General features: G+C 64.4%; 20 protein-coding genes and 1 riboswitch. Of the genes, 16 read left to right on the forward strand and 4 right to left on the reverse strand.

Features of this window, described 5'->3' with window-relative positions; translation table 11 throughout:
* Positions 1-8 precede the first annotated feature (8 nt).
* From paaA to ACSVHC_RS14990, 9 genes are all read left to right on the forward strand, one after another.
* Entirely contained in the window at positions 9-1,004 is a 996-nt protein-coding gene (gene paaA / locus ACSVHC_RS14950; RefSeq protein ID WP_437771262.1) for a 1,2-phenylacetyl-CoA epoxidase subunit PaaA, read from the forward strand.
* Positions 1,001-1,309 (forward strand): 1,2-phenylacetyl-CoA epoxidase subunit PaaB, encoded by a 309-nt coding sequence (paaB, locus tag ACSVHC_RS14955; RefSeq protein ID WP_437771261.1) that lies wholly within the window; start codon positions 1,001-1,003, stop codon positions 1,307-1,309. The genes paaA and paaB overlap by 4 nt, the downstream gene beginning before the upstream one ends.
* Entirely contained in the window at positions 1,306-2,259 is a 954-nt protein-coding gene (gene paaC, locus ACSVHC_RS14960) for a 1,2-phenylacetyl-CoA epoxidase subunit PaaC (protein WP_437771260.1), read from the forward strand. Before paaB ends, paaC begins: the two co-directional genes overlap by 4 nt.
* Before the next feature lie 8 nt (positions 2,260-2,267).
* Positions 2,268-2,807: a 1,2-phenylacetyl-CoA epoxidase subunit PaaD gene (gene paaD / locus ACSVHC_RS14965; protein WP_437774085.1), complete on the forward strand. Its 540-nt coding sequence runs from the start codon at positions 2,268-2,270 to the stop codon at positions 2,805-2,807.
* 10 nt (positions 2,808-2,817) lie between these two features.
* Positions 2,818-4,053 carry a 1,2-phenylacetyl-CoA epoxidase subunit PaaE gene (paaE, locus tag ACSVHC_RS14970; RefSeq protein ID WP_439181063.1) on the forward strand — a complete coding sequence of 412 codons (1,236 nt, stop codon included), beginning with the start codon at positions 2,818-2,820 and terminating at the stop codon, positions 4,051-4,053.
* 11 nt (positions 4,054-4,064) lie between these two features.
* Entirely contained in the window at positions 4,065-4,844 is a 780-nt protein-coding gene (locus tag ACSVHC_RS14975) for an enoyl-CoA hydratase/isomerase family protein (protein WP_437771258.1), read from the forward strand.
* 91 nt (positions 4,845-4,935) lie between these two features.
* Entirely contained in the window at positions 4,936-5,259 is a 324-nt protein-coding gene (locus tag ACSVHC_RS14980; protein ID WP_437771257.1) for a PadR family transcriptional regulator, read from the forward strand.
* The gene (locus ACSVHC_RS14985) at positions 5,256-6,038 is read left to right on the forward strand and encodes a permease prefix domain 1-containing protein (protein ID WP_437771256.1); all 783 of its coding nucleotides are present in this window, start codon (positions 5,256-5,258) and stop codon (positions 6,036-6,038) included. Before ACSVHC_RS14980 ends, ACSVHC_RS14985 begins: the two co-directional genes overlap by 4 nt.
* Before the next feature lie 139 nt (positions 6,039-6,177).
* The gene (locus ACSVHC_RS14990; RefSeq protein ID WP_437771255.1) at positions 6,178-6,303 is read left to right on the forward strand and encodes a hypothetical protein; all 126 of its coding nucleotides are present in this window, start codon (positions 6,178-6,180) and stop codon (positions 6,301-6,303) included.
* Between the two features lie 49 nt (positions 6,304-6,352).
* Here ACSVHC_RS14990 and ACSVHC_RS14995 read toward each other — a convergent pair whose 3' ends face one another.
* Positions 6,353-8,065 (reverse strand): DUF222 domain-containing protein, encoded by a 1,713-nt coding sequence (locus tag ACSVHC_RS14995; RefSeq protein ID WP_437771254.1) that lies wholly within the window; start codon positions 8,063-8,065, stop codon positions 6,353-6,355.
* A 207-nt stretch (positions 8,066-8,272) separates the two neighbouring features.
* Between ACSVHC_RS14995 and ACSVHC_RS15000 the strand changes: the two genes are divergently transcribed.
* Positions 8,273-8,581 (forward strand): hypothetical protein, encoded by a 309-nt coding sequence (locus tag ACSVHC_RS15000; RefSeq protein ID WP_437771253.1) that lies wholly within the window; start codon positions 8,273-8,275, stop codon positions 8,579-8,581.
* A 97-nt stretch (positions 8,582-8,678) separates the two neighbouring features.
* Here ACSVHC_RS15000 and ACSVHC_RS15005 read toward each other — a convergent pair whose 3' ends face one another.
* Positions 8,679-9,194, reverse strand: a complete 516-nt coding sequence (locus ACSVHC_RS15005; RefSeq protein ID WP_437771252.1) for a DUF2127 domain-containing protein — start codon at positions 9,192-9,194, stop codon at positions 8,679-8,681.
* Between the two features lie 38 nt (positions 9,195-9,232).
* Here ACSVHC_RS15005 and ACSVHC_RS15010 point away from each other — a divergent pair, with 38 nt between their 5' ends.
* The 3 genes from ACSVHC_RS15010 (at position 9,233) to ACSVHC_RS15020 (ending at position 11,572) form a co-directional block, all read left to right on the forward strand.
* The gene (locus tag ACSVHC_RS15010; protein ID WP_439181064.1) at positions 9,233-10,162 is read left to right on the forward strand and encodes an ABC transporter ATP-binding protein; all 930 of its coding nucleotides are present in this window, start codon (positions 9,233-9,235) and stop codon (positions 10,160-10,162) included.
* Positions 10,159-10,968, forward strand: a complete 810-nt coding sequence (locus ACSVHC_RS15015) for an ABC transporter permease (RefSeq protein ID WP_437771250.1) — start codon at positions 10,159-10,161, stop codon at positions 10,966-10,968. Before ACSVHC_RS15010 ends, ACSVHC_RS15015 begins: the two co-directional genes overlap by 4 nt.
* Before the next feature lie 85 nt (positions 10,969-11,053).
* Positions 11,054-11,572, forward strand: coding sequence for a hypothetical protein (locus ACSVHC_RS15020; RefSeq protein WP_439181065.1), 519 nt, complete (start codon positions 11,054-11,056; stop codon positions 11,570-11,572).
* Positions 11,573-11,622: 50 nt separating this feature from the next.
* On the opposite strand, the gene ACSVHC_RS15025 is transcribed toward ACSVHC_RS15020, so the two are convergent.
* Positions 11,623-11,982 (reverse strand): ArsR/SmtB family transcription factor, encoded by a 360-nt coding sequence (locus ACSVHC_RS15025; protein WP_437771248.1) that lies wholly within the window; start codon positions 11,980-11,982, stop codon positions 11,623-11,625.
* A 47-nt stretch (positions 11,983-12,029) separates the two neighbouring features.
* A riboswitch (M-box (ykoK) riboswitch) is annotated at positions 12,030-12,204 on the forward strand.
* Between the two features lie 297 nt (positions 12,205-12,501).
* Between ACSVHC_RS15025 and ACSVHC_RS15030 the strand changes: the two genes are divergently transcribed.
* From ACSVHC_RS15030 to ACSVHC_RS15040, 3 genes are all read left to right on the forward strand, one after another.
* A complete protein-coding gene (locus tag ACSVHC_RS15030) occupies positions 12,502-14,139 on the forward strand; it encodes an NRAMP family divalent metal transporter (RefSeq protein WP_439181066.1) in 1,638 nt (545 codons plus the stop codon).
* A gap of 156 nt (positions 14,140-14,295) precedes the next feature.
* Positions 14,296-15,588, forward strand: coding sequence for an LCP family protein (locus ACSVHC_RS15035; protein ID WP_437771246.1), 1,293 nt, complete (start codon positions 14,296-14,298; stop codon positions 15,586-15,588).
* Between the two features lie 61 nt (positions 15,589-15,649).
* Complete coding sequence (locus tag ACSVHC_RS15040; RefSeq protein WP_437771245.1) at positions 15,650-16,132, forward strand: carboxymuconolactone decarboxylase family protein; 483 nt, start codon at positions 15,650-15,652, stop codon at positions 16,130-16,132.
* 255 nt (positions 16,133-16,387) lie between these two features.
* Here the strand turns inward: ACSVHC_RS15040 and ACSVHC_RS15045 are convergent, their stop codons facing one another.
* Entirely contained in the window at positions 16,388-16,642 is a 255-nt protein-coding gene (locus ACSVHC_RS15045) for a hypothetical protein (protein ID WP_439181067.1), read from the reverse strand.
* Between the last annotated feature and the right edge of the window lie 468 nt (positions 16,643-17,110).

Consider the following 17,110-nt stretch of genomic DNA (forward strand, 5'->3'; position numbering starts at 1 on the left):
GAGCAACCATGGCATCGCAGAATCTGCAGTCTGTGCCCGCTGAGCTGTCCCCCGAAGAGCTTGAACGGGAACAGGCCGGTCAGGCGTACTTTGACCGCATCATCTCCGAGGATTCGCGCATCGAACCCCGCGACTGGATGCCGGAGGCTTACCGCAAGACCCTGCTCCGCCAGATCTCGCAGCACGCGCATTCGGAGATCATCGGCATGCAGCCGGAAGCCAACTGGATCAGCAGGGCTCCGAGCCTCAAGCGCAAAGCCATCCTCATGGCGAAGGTCCAGGACGAGGCGGGCCACGGCCTGTATCTCTATTCGGCCGCGGAAACGCTCGGCCAAAGCAGGGACAAGATGACCAGTGACTTGATCGCCGGCAAGGCCCGGTACTCGTCCATCTTCAACTACCCCGCGATTTCCTGGGCGGACATGGGCGCGATCGGCTGGCTCGTCGACGGTGCCGCGATCTGCAACCAGGTCCCCCTGTGCCGTGCTTCCTACGGCCCCTACGGACGCGCAATGGTGCGCATCTGCAAGGAAGAGTCGTTCCACCAGCGCCAGGGTTTCGAGATCCTCCTTGAACTGTCCAACGGCACGCCTGCCCAAAAGCAAATGGCCCAGGACGCAGTCAACCGTTGGTACGCGCCGGCGCTGATGATGTTCGGGCCGCCCGACGACGATTCACCCAACTCCAAGCAGTCCATGGCCTGGAACATCAAGCGGTTCAGCAACGATGAGCTCCGCAGCCGCTTCGTCGGCATGATGGTGGAGCAGGTCAAGGTCCTGGGCCTCACGCTCCCGGACAAGGACGTCCGTTTCAACGAAGAAACCAAGAAATGGGAGCACGGCCCCTTGGACTGGAACGAGTTCAAAAACGTCCTCGCCGGAAAGGGTCCCTGCAACGCGCAGCGGCTTGAGCGCCGCCGAGAAGCGCACGACGACGGCGCCTGGGTCCGCGAAGCGGCCGCCGAGTACGCCCGCAAGCAAGCAGAGAAGGAACACGCAGCATGAGCACCCAACCCAACGAACCCCACGAAACTCCCTGGAGCCTCTGGGAAGTCTTCGTCCGCTCCAGCCGCGGCCTATCCCACGTCCACGCAGGATCCTTGCACGCACCCGACGCGGCGATGGCGCTGCGTAACGCCCGTGACCTGTACACCCGCCGCAACGAAGGCGTGTCCATCTGGGTGGTCCCGGCCGATGCGATTTCCTCGAGCGACCCGGATTCCAAGGGTTCCTTCTTCGAATCCCCGCAGGGCAAGGACTACCGCCACGCGACGTATTACACCAAGAGCGAAGGCGTGAAGCACCTGTGACCGCCCCCGAAAACCCCGCAAACGAAAACGAAAACAAGGACTTCGCCATCGAAGGCCACGGCGATATCTCCGTCGGTGTCAAGGGTGCAGGTGCCTCCGGAGACGGTTCGGCAAGCGCCACGCGCATCACCCCCGGGAACGCCCTGCGCCCCGAGGACATCGCGCTCGAAATCCGCAAGGGACAAGTCAAGCCAAGCGAAGACGTCGCGGAATACGCCCTGCGCATCGGCGACGACGGCTTGATCCTCGCCCAGCGCCTGGGCCACTGGATCTCCCGCGCCCCGGAGCTCGAGGAAGACGTCGCCCTCGGCAACATCGCGCTCGACCAGCTCGGCCACGCCCGTTCCTTCCTCACCTACGCCGGCGCGGCGTGGGACAAGTCCGAGGACGATCTGGCGTACTTCCGCCGGGAGCACGAGTTCCGTTCCGCACACTTGTTCGAGCAGCCCAACGGGGACTTCGCCGTCACCATCGCCCGGCAGTTCATCGTGAGCTACTACCAGTTCGAGCTCTACAAGCGGCTGACCGGATCCGCGGATGCCACCATCGCAGCCATCGCGGCGAAGGCCCTCAAAGAGGTCGACTACCACCGCGACCACAGCGCACAGTGGGTCCTCAGGCTTGCCGGCGGCACGGAAGAGTCCCGCCGTCGTATTGTCCAGGCTTTCAAGCTCGTCTGGCCGTACGTCGAAGAACTCTTCGAAGACGACGAGCTCACGGCCCGCCTCGCCGAAAGCGGAGCAGGCGTACAACCCTCCAGCCTCCGCGCGGACTTCGACCAGCTCACGGGCGAAATCCTGAGTGAAGCCGGCCTCGATGAGGATCTGAACCTCGAACGCATCCCGCAATCCTTGGGTGGCGGCCGCCAGGGCAAGCATTCCGAGCACTTGGGTTACCTGCTCGCCGAGATGCAGGTGCTGGCCCGCGAACATCCCGGCGCAAGCTGGTGACCGTGGACATGTTCCTTCAAGAAACACCAACACAGACCAAGCAAACCGCCGAGCAGAAGGCCTGGGGGATTGCGGCCACGGTCTGCGATCCGGAGATTCCCGTCCTTACCATTGAGGATCTGGGGATCCTCAGGAACGTCCTACTGTTCGACGACGGCGGGCTGGTCCCCGCGGTCCAGGTCACCATTACGCCGACCTACTCGGGCTGCCCCGCGATGGACGCCATCCGTGACGACCTCAAGACCGCGTTCCACAAAGAGGGATACCCGAGCGTCTACGTCGAGCTTGTCCTGGCTCCGGCCTGGACCACGGACTGGATGACCGAGCACGGCAAGGCCAAGCTGCAGGAATACGGCATCGCACCTCCAAGTGGCAGGGCAGCCGCCGGCGGCCACGCCGGCAAAGTACGGCTCAACCTCGCCGTGAAATGCCCGCAGTGTTCATCGCTGAACACCAAGGAACTCACCCGCTTTGGTTCCACGTCCTGCAAGGCGCTGTTCGTCTGCCAGGACTGCAAGGAACCGTTCGACTACTTCAAAGTCCTGTAAGGAATCCGACATGCCCGTTGTCCGCCAGACCGCAGCCGAACAAGCGCAGGCCACCGGCCGCCGTCGTACGTCTTTTCATTCCCTCAGTGTTTCGGAAGTCCGCCGCCTGACTGAAGACGCCATCGAGGTCACGTTCGATGTTCCGGCGGAACTCGCCGGCCAGTACGACTACCTTCCCGGCCAGTACGTGGCTCTGCGGACCACGCTTCCTGACGAGAGCGGTGAGCCGCACGAGGTCCGCCGCAGCTACTCCATCTGCGCAGAGCCGCGCAGCTTCGCGGACGGCAGCAGCGAGATCCGCGTGGCCATCAAGAAGGACCTGGGCGGCATCTTCTCGACGTGGGCGAACGCGGAACTCAAGGCCGGCGACACGCTGGACGTCATGAGCCCCATGGGCGCGTTCATTTCCAAGCATGGCAAGGACGGCAAGACCGTCCAGCAGAACGTCATGAACTCCATGAACAATCCGGAGAACATGGCAGGGGAGTTCGGCGACGCCGGTTCCTTCGTGGCCATCGCCGCCGGCTCGGGAATCACCCCGGTGATCGCGATCGCCCGTACGCTGCTGGCCGCGAACCCGGAGACCCGCTTCGACCTGATCTACGCCAACAAGGCAGCCATGGACGTCATGTTCCTCGAGGAGCTGGCGGACCTGAAGGACAAGTACCCCTCGCGCCTGGCGCTGCACCATGTGTTGTCGCGCGAGCAGCGCATTGCGCCGCTCATGACGGGACGTATCGACGCCGAGAAGCTGCAACAGCTGCTGGGCACCGCCATTCACGCGCAGGATGTGGACGAATGGTTCCTGTGCGGGCCGTTCGAGCTTGTCCAGCTGTGCAGGGACACCCTTGCTGCCCGCGGCGTGGAGCCTGAGCACGTCCGCTTTGAGCTCTTCACCACCGGCCGCCCGGACCGCCCCGAAGGCAACGCGGGCCGGCCCGTTGTGGAGGACGAGTCGAAGGACACGTTCAAGATCACCTTCAAGCTCGATGGTTTGACCGGCGACGTCGCCAGCCCCACCCACGCGCGGGAATCGATTCTGAATGCTGCCTTGCGGGTCCGCCCGGACGTTCCGTTCGCGTGCGCCGGTGGTGTGTGCGGCACGTGCCGCGCCAAACTGGTCTCGGGCACGGTCAGCATGGACGAGAACTACGCCTTGGAGCAGGATGAGTTGGACAAGGGATACGTGCTGACGTGCCAGTCCCACCCCACAAGTGAATCCGTCACGGTCGATTTCGACGTCTAAGGAATATACGAATGATCGAGCTCTCCATCTCCAACGGCATCGCCGAAATTGTCCTCAATGCCCCGGAAAAGCTGAACTCGCTCGACGAGGCGGCGCTTGCGGAACTGGATAGAGCGTACGACGACGCCGCTGCCGCCGCCTCCCGCGGAATGGTGCGGGCGCTGCTCATCCGCGGAGAGGGCCGCGCCTTTTGCGCGGGACGCGACATTGCCGGTGTGACCCCGGAGAGCGACGATGCGAAGGCGTACTTGAACGGGCTCGTGGAGCCGCTGCTCAAGAAGATGGCAGCCTTCCCGGCCCCGACTTTCGCGGCAGCGCACGGCGCGTGCCTCGGCGTCGGGCTCGGCCTGTTGCTCGCCACGGACGTGGTGTACGTGGCGGAGAATGCCAAGTTCGGTTCGCCCTTCGCCAAGCTGGGCGCCACCTTGGACTCGGGCGGGCACTGGTACTTCACGGAGCGCCTCGGCATGCACCGGACCCTGGACCTCATCTACACCGCGGACCTGATCAGCGGAGCCGAGGCCGTGGCGCAGGGCATGTTCAGCCGGGTCATGCCTGACGACGCCTTGCTCGAGGCCACGCGGATCATCGTTGAGCGGGTCGCGGCGGGTGCCACCGGTGCGTTCACGGCCAGCAAGGAACTCGTGGCCCATATCCGCGATCAGCGCCTTGGCTTGTGGGCCGCGATGTCCGAAGAGAACGACGAGCAGGCCCGGCTGTGCAAGACCGAGGACTACGCCGAGGGTTTCCGGGCGTTCCAAGAGAAGCGGGCACCGGTCTTCAAGGGGTAGCTGGCTCCGGCTGCAAGCCCGCATTCCAGCCGCGGATAATCCGGGCGTTTGATCTTGTCAGTGCACTTCGTCGTACCTAGACTCTCTAGGTATGGGACGAAGTTCAGTGAACGGACAGCTTGACCTTCTGCTGCTTGGCTCGCTCGGTGCGGGCGAGGCACATGGCTACGCACTCATCGCGCGCGTTCACGAGCGCAGCGGAGCGCGGCTCGAGCTTCAGGAGGGCTCGGTCTACCCCGCGTTGCACAAGCTCGAGGCGGCGGGATGCGTCTCGAGCCGCTGGGCGGACGACGCCGGTGGCCGCCGGCGCGTCTATGCGCTCACCGGGGCCGGGCACGCCGAGCTTGCCCGCATGGTGGAGGAATGGAAAGGCTTCTCGGCGGCGGTTCAGGGCGTTCTTGGGGCGGCGTCGTGAACGCGGGGAGTGGCGCCGGGGCCGAAGAGATGCCCATCGACGCATACCTCGACGAGCTGTTCGTGGCCGCGCGTGACGGCGATCCCGCTGCGGCACGCAGGCTCCTCGCGGAGACCGAGGCGCATCTGCGCGAATGCGCCGCCCGGCTCCGCGGTCAGGGCCTGGACCCGGAGGACGCCGAGCGCGAGGCTGTCCGCCGCTTCGGGCCGGTGGGCACCGTGACGCCGGTCCTGCGTCCGGCCCTTCGCGACGTCGCCCGCCTGCCATTGCGCGTGTTCGTGCGCCCCTTGGTAGGCCTCGCGGCTGTTGGCGCGATCGCCGTCGGCGTGAGCGGGGCCATATCGGAGCTGTTCGGCCGGATCTGGGGCGCGGGCTTCGTGGCCGGTGATCTCCCCGGCGTCGCGTATACGGCCGCCAGGTGCGCGGTCCTGCAGGCCCCCTACGCTGGCCTCGATTGTTCCCGGGCCGCCGCCGAGCACCACTGGGGCGAGGTGGTCGAATACCGTGTGGCCCTCGGGGTGCTGGGCCTTGTTCTCCTGCTCGTATGGCGCCTCCTGCCCCGAGAAGCCGCGCTCCCGGCAGGCCTCGCGCCGTCGCTCGCGGCAGCGGCTTTCCTGCTCGCCGCAGCGGCGACCGGCGTCCAGGCCCTCAACGCTGCCGTCCAAGGCTGGCAAGGCACGGGGGCGTGGCTGAGCGCCCTCGTCGTCGCCTTGCCGCTAGCCGTCGTGTTCGCGGTAGCCGCGCTGCGCAGGATGCGAATGAAGCCCGTGGGTTCATAGGCCGCTCGGCGGCAGTGGGCCCCATCATTCTTGCTTTTAATGATTCAAACGGTCTGGAGTTCCGTGAGATGGGCGTATTTCAGCGCCTTGGCTTGGTGGCGTAGTCGCGACGGATGGTGTCTCGGCCGACGCCGTTACCGTGGTCGGCGTCTTGCTGGTGACCCTTGTCATGCTCGCCGCCGCCACGGCGGTCACCGTCGTCCAAAGGATGGCGGCCGTCCGCGAACAGGCGATGGCAGACGTCGACGGCGGGACGCCCGCTTAAGCGGTGGGATCATCCTGTCGTGTTCAGGCACGTTTCCTGTCGGGCAGGCTTATGTCCGGGTGGGTCGGAAGTGGTGGTTGCGTCGGGGTGTTTGGCGGGGGTCGAGGTGGGGTGGTGGGTTGAACCATGCCGTGCCGGTGTCCAGGGTGATGGTCCAGTGTTCTTTGTGGATGACGTGGTGGTGGTGGCTGCATAGCAGGGTGCCGTTGTCGGTTCCCGTGGTGCCGCCGTTGGACCAGTAGGTGATGTGGTGGGCTTCGCACCAGGGGGCGGGGATGGTGCAGTCGGGGAAGGCGCAGCCTTGGTCGCGGGCGATGATGGCTTTGCGGATGTGGGGCGGGAAGATGCGGGTGGTGCGGCCGATGTCCAGGACGCGGCTATCGCTGCCGAGCAGGACGGGGATGATGTCCGCGTCGCAGGCGATCTTGCGGATGACCGCGGGGTGGACCGGGCCCTGGAACGTGGACGCACCGCTGCTCGGGCGGGGGCTTGGAGCGGCGGGGGATTCGTGTTCGAGGCGTTCGAGCAGGTCGCGGTAGTCGATGGTCACCATCACCTGCGGCCGGAGACCACCGTTGGCAGGCAGCTCGCCGGTGGTCAGGGCCACCCCGCAGGCGCCGACGAGCCCGTCGAGCAGCTTCTGCGGACGCGAGCGTCGATCCAGCGTCGGGCGGGCGACGCCGTCGTGCCCGGAAAGCCCTGCGGGGCCGCCGGTGGTGCCGGTTGGATCCGGATCCGGTGAGTCGTCGGGGTCGTGCTGCAGGCGGGGGTTGGCGGCGGTGTTCATGGCGGTGGCGAGGGTTTCAAATTGTTCCGCGGTGGCGAAGATTTCCAGGTGGTGCAGTCCGCGGCGGGGTTTGCGGATGAACGCTCCTTGGCGGTGGCGGAGTTCTTCCTCGCCGGGTTCGGATCCGTCCTGGTCGATCGCGTCGACCCAGCGTTTGGCCATCCGGGACACGAAATCGGGGTCGCTCTCAACTGCGGTGCGGGTGAGGGAGTGTTCCATCTGGTGGGCGGTGTCCGCGTCGGCGATGTGTCGCACCTGGTCCAGGGCCATGCTGATGATCGTGGCCGATCGGGACGGCACGGCTGCCGTGGAAAGGGCTTCGGCGAGGAGTTCGTGGCGTGCGGGGACGTCCTGTCCGGCGATCCCTGTTTGCGGGAGCACGCCGGAGGCCAGGACAAGCCGGCGCCTGGCCTCGCCGATGCTGATCCGCAGCCTGGCCCGCAGGAATTCGGCCGCGTTCCGGTACCCGTCGTCGACCGCGTCGGCTGCGTCCGTAAGGCTGGCGGCAGAAGCCGGGACCGGGACGTCAGGGACCTCCCGGATTTCCGTGCCGGCCGCGGCCACCAGGACAGGCGCCGTTTCCGCGGGCTCGGTCCAGCCGGTCCGCCATCCCGGCGCCGGGGATGGCCGCCGTGCCGCTTGCGCTTCGCTGCGCGTCCGTTCCACAGCCTGGGCCGCGACGAGCTGCAGAAACTCCACCGTCCGGGAGATCTCTTCGATCTTGCCGGCGAAATCAGCGGCGTGGGGGAAACCGAACGAGCGGGCGTCGGAGACGGCGGCTGAACGCAGCGCATCCATCGCCGCCACCGCCAGATCAAGGCCACCCGCGGGGGACGGCGCGGCGGCGGCCCGGCTTTGCAGCTCGGCATGCCGGGCAGCGACGGGCTTCAGGCGGCGGGAAAGACGTCCCAGCGGCGTGACCCCGCCATCGGGCGGGGCTGCCCGACGTGCCACGAGTTGACCGATGCCTTCCATGACTAAACCCTGTCACGGGGGTCTGACAGTAATGGGCTCAAGAAGCCCCTCCCGTCGAAAATTAGTAAAAACTTTCGGGACAGCTGATGTACGCGTTATGCATCGAACTCCCTCAGCGGGGATCAGCGGTCGATCCTGGGCACCTTGACGGGCCACAGCCTCGCCGGTCTCCAAGGAGCCGCCGTCTCGAATGGTTACCCTGAAGGGGTGACTCGTACTCGTCGGCTGAGCGTCGTCCTGATCTTGAACCTGATGCTGGTGGCCGGGCTGCTTGTTGTGGGAGTCTCGGCGAATTCGTTGGGCGTGCTCGCGGAGGGCGCGGACTACCTGGCCGATGCTGCAGCGGCTGCGGCCGGAGTCGCCGTGGCCGGTATCTACGTGACGAAGGGCCTGTACTGGCTTGATCCTGTCGTCGCGGCGATCATTGCCGTGGTGGTGGGATACCATGCGGTCCACGTGCTCATCGAAATCTTCCAGGCCCTGCGCGCTCATCGGCGCAGTGTGTCGCGACCGTGAGCGTCCCCGGGTCCGGCTCTGCAAGACCGAGGACTACGTCGAAGGGTTTCCGGGCGTTCCGGGAGAAGCGGGCGCCGGTTTTCAACAGGTCGTGCCCTCAGCCTCCCCGCGGAGCCGTAGCGGAAGCCCGTTGATTCCGGGCCTTGTGCAGCCGGTACTCACGCGCGGTGATCCAGACAATGAAGATGTCGAAGGCCGTCAAAAGGACAAGACCCCAGGAGAAGGCGACGACGATCCGGTAGCCCTGGTAAACGATGAAGACCAGCAGGAAGGCGATCATCCACGGGTAGGCCCAGAGCTTGTCCTTCAGGACGGCCCAGACCAAGACGATTTTGACCAGCCCGTGGAGGAGTAGGTAGATCGCGCCGAACAGCGTCGCCGAACCTGAGAGGTTGGAGCTCAGGTGCACCAGGCTGTTCGCCAGGAAATCGTGCGGATCCTGGGCGAGTTCGTGCTGGGTGAGGAACCGGACCAGATCTCCGATTTGTTTCGGCGTGACCACCAAAAGCAGGATGCCGCCGATCAGTTCCAGGACGCCGTCCAGGCCCTTCAAGATGAGGCTCACGCGAAATGTCCGGTCGAGCAGGGTTGTTTCAGCTGGTTTCGTTTCCATCACGCTTCCCTCCGCTACCTCAAGATACATTCTTACTTATGTCCGCCTCCTCTGATCCCGCAGGAGCTTTCGCCATTGAAACACATGGCCTGAGCAAGCACTTTGGCAGGCATTCCGCCGTCGATGGCTTGACAATGCGCGTGCCTGCGGGAGCCATCGCGGGCTTTATCGGTCCCAATGGGGCAGGCAAGACCACCACCCTTCGCCTGCTCCTGGGGCTGGTGCGGCCGGATGCGGGCAGCGCTACGGTACTGGGCCACCCTCTCACTGAATTCGAGCGCTACCTGCCGCGCGTCGGGGCACTCGTGGAAGCGCCGGCGTTCTATCCGGGCCTCTCCGGCCGGACCAATCTGGAGGTGCTCGCCCGCCTCGGAGGCCACCCCGATTCCCGCGTGAACGAATTGCTGGAGGTGGTGGGACTCTCCGATCGGGCGCGTGACCGGGCGGGAACGTATTCGCTGGGCATGAAGCAGCGCCTTGGGGTGGCGATGGCCCTGCTGCCCGATCCGGAGCTGCTCATTCTCGACGAGCCAGCCAATGGCCTTGATCCGCTGGGCATCATCGAGATGCGCGAGATGCTCCGCCGTTTGGCCGGCCAGGGGAAAACCATCCTGCTCAGCAGCCATTTGCTCGGCGAGTTGGAACACCTCACGGACTGGCTGATCATGCTCAATCAGGGGAAGGCCCTGTTCTGCGGGCCGGCCCGGGAGCTGTTGGCTCAACGCGTCGAAGTAGTGGTCGAAGCCCGGAACGCTGTCCAGTTGGATCTGGTGGCCCGGATCGCGGGCGAGGCCAGCTACACGGTTACGAGGGAGGACCAGGTCTTGCGCATCGCCTGTCCTGCCGGTTTTGCCGACACGTTGAACCGGATGGCCAGGGAAGCCGGCGCGCCGGACCTGGCCATCCGAGTAAGGGAGGCCAGCCTCGAGCAGCTCTTCCTGGCACTGCTGAAAGGAGACCCGTCATGATTTCCGTGATCCGTGCGTTTCGCAGCGAACTGCTCAAGTTCCGCCGCTGGAGTGTTCTGGCGGTCGCGGGGGCGATGCTGGTGGTGAGCACCTTTATTGCTTATCTGACGTTCCACCAGATCGCATCCGGAGCCACCGGCCGTGAGATGACCAGCCTCATTGCCGCGTTTCCCACACCTCAGGGATTGGTCTCCATCATTGGCCAGGCCCGTTCCGTGATCATTGCCATCGCGCTGGTGATGGTGACCGCCAATCTCGCCGCGGAATGGTCCCAAGGGACGCTGCGCAACCTGTTGGTCTGTGAGCCGCGCCGCCTGAGGTGGCTGGCGGGCAAAATGCTCGCGCTGATGCTTTTTGTGGTGCTCTCGATGCTGCTGACCCTGCTCATCAGCGGCACATTCATCCTTGTGGTTGCTCAAGGACAGGGGATTCAGACGGATGCCTGGACGTCGCCTGACGGGCTGCAGGTCTTCCTGGCGTTCCTGGGCAATGAGGTGCTGTGCCTCATCGGGGTGGGCGCCCTGGGCATGGTCATCGCCGTGCTCACCCGTTCGGTCGCGGCCGCCGTCGGGATTGCCCTGGCCTACGTCTTGGTGGTTGAAGGCATCATCGCGGTGGTTTTGCCGCAGGTCAGCCAGTGGTTCCCGGGCCGGGTGTTCAACACCATTGTGGGGACCACCGTGCCGTTGGTGGGGCCGACGCCTCTCCAAGGTTATCCGGCGGCCCTGGGAGCAGCACTGCTTTGGATGGTCGGCTTCGTTGTGGTGACCGCCGTCGTATTCCCCCGCCAGGACATCAAGGCGTGACAGAAAGAGCACGCAATGTCCGCTCCGGCGTCGTCGGCAACGAGCGCCTGACCGCATTGACAGGGGCCGTGGTGCTGGCCCCGTCGTGGCCAAGACGGCCAGCACCGGCTGGCGATTCATCCGCTACTACACGCGGGATCCCGCCTACTGCCGCAAGGGTCCGCCCCGGCTGCTTCTGGGCGTGATGGCACCGATACTTGTCGCCTCGACGCTCGCGCTCATCGGCAGCGGCATCGCCTTGGCCGTCACCGGCCCGGCCCCGGAGTTCCTGGTCCGGGTGCACGTTGTCAGCTTCTTGTTCTGGCTCGCCACCATCGCAGTGCACGTCTTCGCGTACGTGAGGCGGGTACCGCAGCTAATCGCCGAGGACTGGCGGCGCCGCACCGACCGGCAGAAGCGCGGGAAACCGGAGCCATTGGGACGTCGGATGCGCGTTGCGGTCAACATTGCGGTCCTCGTGCTGGCCGCGTTCGCTGCGGTGCTGCTTTTGCCGACTGCCGCACCATGGGAGGGGTGGCGTGGTCAGGCCGTGACCGGCCCTGGGGTCCTCGCCGTCGCAGTGTGCATCGGGACCGCGATCGCGGTGCTGCTCATGCGCCGCTAGGGGAAACCACGACGGCGGTGCGGCTCGCCATTGCGGGCGTCCGGCTCGAGTTAGTCAGTGATGTCGGCGTGGTGGTGGCGCGGGGTTCCCTCTAGGGAGTGTTCGGCCTGGAAGATCGCATCGGTAACGAGCTGGCGGACGTGCTCGTTCGCGAGGCGGTAGTACACGCGGGTTCCGGCTTGCCTCGTGGTGACAACGCGCCCGAGGCGCAATTTGGCCAGATGCTGGGATACTGCTGCCTGGGATTTGTGGACCAGTTCCGCCAGCTGGTTGACGGGCATTTCGCCGTCGCGCAGTGCAAGAATGATGCGGACCCGGGTGGCGTCGGCGAGCATCGCAAAGACCTCTACGGCCAGCTCGACGTACTGACTGTCAGGCTCCCGGCCGCACACAGCGTTATCTGCATCCATGCTTATATTGTTTCATACGGATAAAATGAGGTATATATATTGAGCAAGGTGCCGTTCGTTAGCTGAGGCTCCTTCGCGGAAACATGCCAGCGACCCCCAACGTCGAGAGACGCCCCGGGTCAGGACAGGCCGCCCCGGCATTAAGGGGTGGTCCCGATTGGCTCCTGGATACAGTCCGGGTTCACGCCGCGAAGTGCCAAAGGTCTTACGAGGAGGGGCATGCGCAGGCATCTATACCTGCCCTCCCCGCGGCGCATCCAACAGCAGCAGGAGGTGACGGTTCCATCATGAACGATGGTCATAAACCCAGTCTCCCGTCCCGTTTTCCGGACACCGCTTCAGCCTCCTGAAACCTTGCGCTGATTCAGTCCGGCACGCCGGAGCCTGATCCACTCGGCACCTAAGGTGCCCCCTTTAGGCAACAACACTCACGCAAAAACGCCCGCCCATGCCACGTGCCCCGGCGAGGCTTATCCATGACTTTTTTGTGCCCGTTTCCGGGCAGAAGGCCGGTACATCATGACCGAAACCAAGACCCTGCTAGCGCCCTCCGCAGCCCTCGACACAGCCCACATCGGCGACATCAAAGGTGCGTTCGGCACCATCCGCGTCGATGACGAAAAGCCGCGCTCGGGCATCAAAGCACGCCTCAAGACCCTGCTGGCGATCATCGGACCCGGGCTGATCGTCATGGTCGGCGACAACGACGCCGGCGCTTTCGGCACCTACACCGAGGCCGGACAGAACTATGGCACGTCGCTCCTCTGGACTCTGCTGCTGCTGGTCCCGGTGCTGTACGTGAACCAGGAAATGGTGCTGCGCCTGGGCGTCGTCTCCGGCGTGGGACATGCCCGCCTGATCCTTGAGCGCTTCGGCAAATTCTGGGGCGCGTTCAGCGTCATCGACCTGTTCATCCTCAATGCGCTGACGATCGTCACCGAGTTCATCGGCATCAGCCTGGGCCTGGATTACCTGGGCATCCCCAAGATCCCGGGAATTCTCCTGGCCACGGCGGTGATCGTGGGCGCCGCGAGCACCGGCTCCTTCAAGCGCTTCGAGCGCGTCTGCCTGACCCTGGTAGCCGGGTCCCTGCTGCTGGTGCCGATCATCTTCATGGTCCATCCCGACGTCGGACAAGTCGCCCACGACTTTGTCGTGCCCGGGATGCCCAAAGGCGCGGACCTGTCCACGGTGACGTTGCTGATCATCGGCATCGTCGGAACCACCGTGGCGCCATGGCAGCTCTTCTTCCAGCAGTCGTACATCATTGACAAGCGCATCACTCCCCGCTTCCTGAAGTACGAGAAGGCCGATCTCTGGCTGGGAATCACCATCGTCATCGTGGGTGCAGCGGCGATCATTTCCTTTACCGCGGCGACATTTGCCGGCACCCCGCAGTTCGGCAACTTCACCGACGCAGGCGGTGTCGCCGTCGGCCTGGAACAGCACGTCGGAAAGGTTGCTGGGGTCTTGTTTGCGCTGGCACTGATCGATGCCTCGATTATCGGGGCCGCCGCCGTCGGGCTGTCCACCTCCTACGCCCTCGGTGACGTTTTGGGGCTCAAGCACTCCCTGCACCGGAAAGTGTCCGACGCCAAAGGCTTCTATGCAGTGTTCGCTGGAGTCCTGCTCCTCTCGGCCATTGTTGTCCTGATCCCGGGCAGCCCTTTGGGTTTGCTGACGGTCGGGGTCCAGGTGCTGGCCGGGGTCCTGCTTCCCTCGGCCACGGTGTTCCTGCTGCTGCTCTGCAATGACAAGCAAGTGCTGGGACCCTGGGTGAACGGTCGGTTCATGAACTTCTTCACCTCGGCTGTGATCGCGGTCCTGGTCATCCTTTCCTTGGTGCTTACCGCCGGGGTGTTGTTTCCTGACATGGGCTCGGAGGCCATCCTGGGCATCCTCATCGGGGGTGCAGGTCTCTCCGCCGTCGCGGGGGTTGTGTTCCTGGTCTACCGCGGAATCCATCCCGCAGCGCCTAGCCCCGATGCAGTCGACCGGTCACAGCGGTCGACCTGGCGCATGCCCCCGATTGCCCTGCTCACCGCACCCAAACTGTCCACCGGGTACCGGATCGGGCTGACGGTTCTGCGAACGTACCTCCTGATCGCGATGATCCTGGTCATCGTCCGGGTGGTCCAGCTAGCCTTTGGCGCCTGATGGTTTCCGCGTCATCGAGGCCATTACGCGGATGGCCGATTACAATCTGCTTACCCGCTGGTCGCGCCGCGGACCCAGCCACCACGCCAACCGCGGCGGGGACAGGAGAATTTCATGAATGATGGGCACCGCACAAGCTCTCAAGGTCCTCGCCATATGCGCCCCAAGTCCCGGCGCAAGTCCGTCATCCTGATCTCGGCGACGGCGGTCGCCGCAACTTTGGCGCTGGCGGTCGCCGTCGCGCTCACCTATGTGGGCGCGACGGCGGTGGCAGTCAACAACAACGTCCACCGCTCGGATGTCCTCAAGGATCTGAAAACACTTCCCCAAGCTGTGCCGAAGCTGAGCCAGGACACGAACATCCTGATCATGGGCCTGGACACAAGAGTTGATGAGAAGGGCAAGCCTCTTCCTCCGGAGATGTATGACGCCTTGCACGCGGGGGATGAGAATATCGGCGGCTACAACTCAAATGTCCTGATGCTCATCCATATCCCGGCGGACGGTTCCAAAGCCGTGGGGATCTCGATTCCCCGGGATGACTACGTCCAAGTGGACGGCATACCCGGTAGCGGCCCCTTCAAAGCGAAGATCAAGGAGGCGTACGGCTACGGTTTCGCGGCGGAGAAGACCTCCCTGATCAATGCGGGAAGGCCCGACGACGACACGACCTACCAGGCGGCGCGCGACGCCGGGCGCAAAGCCGAAATAGCTACCGTGACCAAGTTCCTGGGCAGCGTCCACATTGACCACTTCCTCGAAGTCACCATGGCCGCGTTCTATCAGACGGCCCAGGCCATCGCGCCCATCACGGTGTGCGTGAACCGGGCCACCCAGGACACCTTCTCGGGGGCCGACTTCAAAGCGGGCATGCAGCAGATCGACGCCAAGCAAGCAATGGCCTTCGTGCGGCAGCGCCGGGACACCACCGATCCGACGTACCTTTTCTCGGACCTGGACCGCGAACGCCGGCAGCAGGCCTTCATCGCCTCGGTCTCCCACCAGCTCAAAGACGCCGGCACCTTCACTGATATCGGGAAAATGCAGGGTGTCCTGGATGCGGTGAGCAAGAACATCGTGGTGGATTCTGAATTGAACCTGATCCAGCTCGCCCAGCAGGCCACGTCGCTGACCGGGGGCAACATCTCCTTTTCCACACTGCCGATCACAGGCTTCGGCTGGTCCCCGGATGGCGCGTCCATCAACACCGTGGACATCAACCAGGTGCAGGCAACCGTGAAGGAACTCCTCACCCCGGTCCCGCCCGCTCCCGCACCGACGACGACGGCGACCCCGACGACGGCGGCCACCTCGCCTGCGGCACCCGCACCCGAAGCGCCACGCGCCTCAGGTGCTGCAGCACCAGCCACTCCGTCGGCACCCGCAAGCAACGTCTACGAGGATTCCACCGGGGCCCTCCAGGGCGGTGCGATCGCCTGCGTGAAATAGCGGGGCGAAATGGCCCAGCGGTCTCCAGGGAGCAGGAAGGTTCCTCCGATAGGCTCGGCGAATGAGCGAAAATACACCGAAACTCGCTGGCTACCTGGACAAGCAACAGCCTGGGCTTTATCAGGCCCTGTCCGACTATGCGGGTCAGGTCACTGCGGAAGCGGACAGGACCGGGATCCCGCGTCGCACCCTAGAGTTGTTGAACTACAGGGCTTCTCAGATCAATGGCTGCGCCTTCTGCTTGGATCTGCATCACCGTAGGGCCGTCGGCTACGGAGAGACTGAGCAGCGGCTTTCCCTGGTGTCCGTGCATGGCGAGGTGGGGCTCTTCGACGAGGCCGAACAGGTGGCGCTTGAACTGGCCGAACAGATCACGCGGATGAGCACCGCCCGTCCGACCCCCGAGCTGTTTTCCCGGGCGCGGAAGGTCTACACCGAAGAGCAGATCAGCGTACTCTGCATGGCATGCATCGGCATCAACGCCTTCAACCGCCTGTCCATCCTGAGCGAGCACCCGGTGCGCAAGGCCCGTTCGTCGTCGTGAAGAGGGTCGCAGGATTCCCCTCAGCCTCGTGGAGGCTCGGTGCCTGAATTCTTCCGCCTAGTGCGCCACCACAGGTAAAGGCCCCAGCATCCGAGGCACAAGAACAGAACTGATGCGACAGGCCGCCACCAGACAAAGGGCTGCCATGAGGCGAACAGGATTGCATAGGCAAAGAACGAAGCGCTTATCCAAGGATTCGGAATCTTGTTGGCCATCGGGCCACCTTTCGGATGTGAGTTCTTGGAAGGAAGCACACTACCAGCCGGCACAACCGGCGAGGGTGAGCCCGATGCTCGACAGCGTACCGGCCAAGGCCCAGCCAACCACCGCCCCACCTGGGGCCAATACAAGGACCATGTTCAGGCCCACACCCGCAGCGCAGGTCCAGGTGAAGCTCGCAGTGCTTGCGCCGATGTTCAGGTTTGCGACCTGCTTGCCTCCGATGTAGACATGAAGGTACCTGGGACAAGTGCTCGGGCGGTTGTTGGTCCAATTGTGGGATACCCCCATACTGATGCAGAAGGAGTAGTACTTTCCTGCCGGTTCTCGCAGCTCCGGTCTGGCGGCTCCTGCTGGTGACTCTGAGATAGATGGTGATGTGACCGGGGGTTCCGCGGCGCTGGCAGGGGCTAGCCCGGCGAACACCAAACCTGCGCTGACTGCCAGGATTAGTGCAATCTTTTTGATTTTTTCAGGGCGCGGAGGGCTTGCCACGCTTCTCGGTGGGGGCGGCCACTAAAAACTTGAGAGCTACCCGCGATCTTCATTTGAGTCATCCTGTTCTTCCGATTTCCACTCACGGGTTCGTAGGAACATAGCCGCCACCAGCATCAGTAGTCCGCCGATCCAGCCGACTATCGCGAACCTTCCTCCGACTGCTGCGAATGCGAAGCACGCAGGAGCCGCCAACATCGGTAACATGAAGGTTCTGTTTGCCGCCATGAATTGACCCCTACTTTCACTCGGCGATTGACCAAT

The sequence above is a fragment of the Arthrobacter sp. KNU-44 genome, assembly GCF_051843155.1.
Taxonomy (GTDB): Bacteria; Actinomycetota; Actinomycetes; order Actinomycetales; family Micrococcaceae; genus Arthrobacter.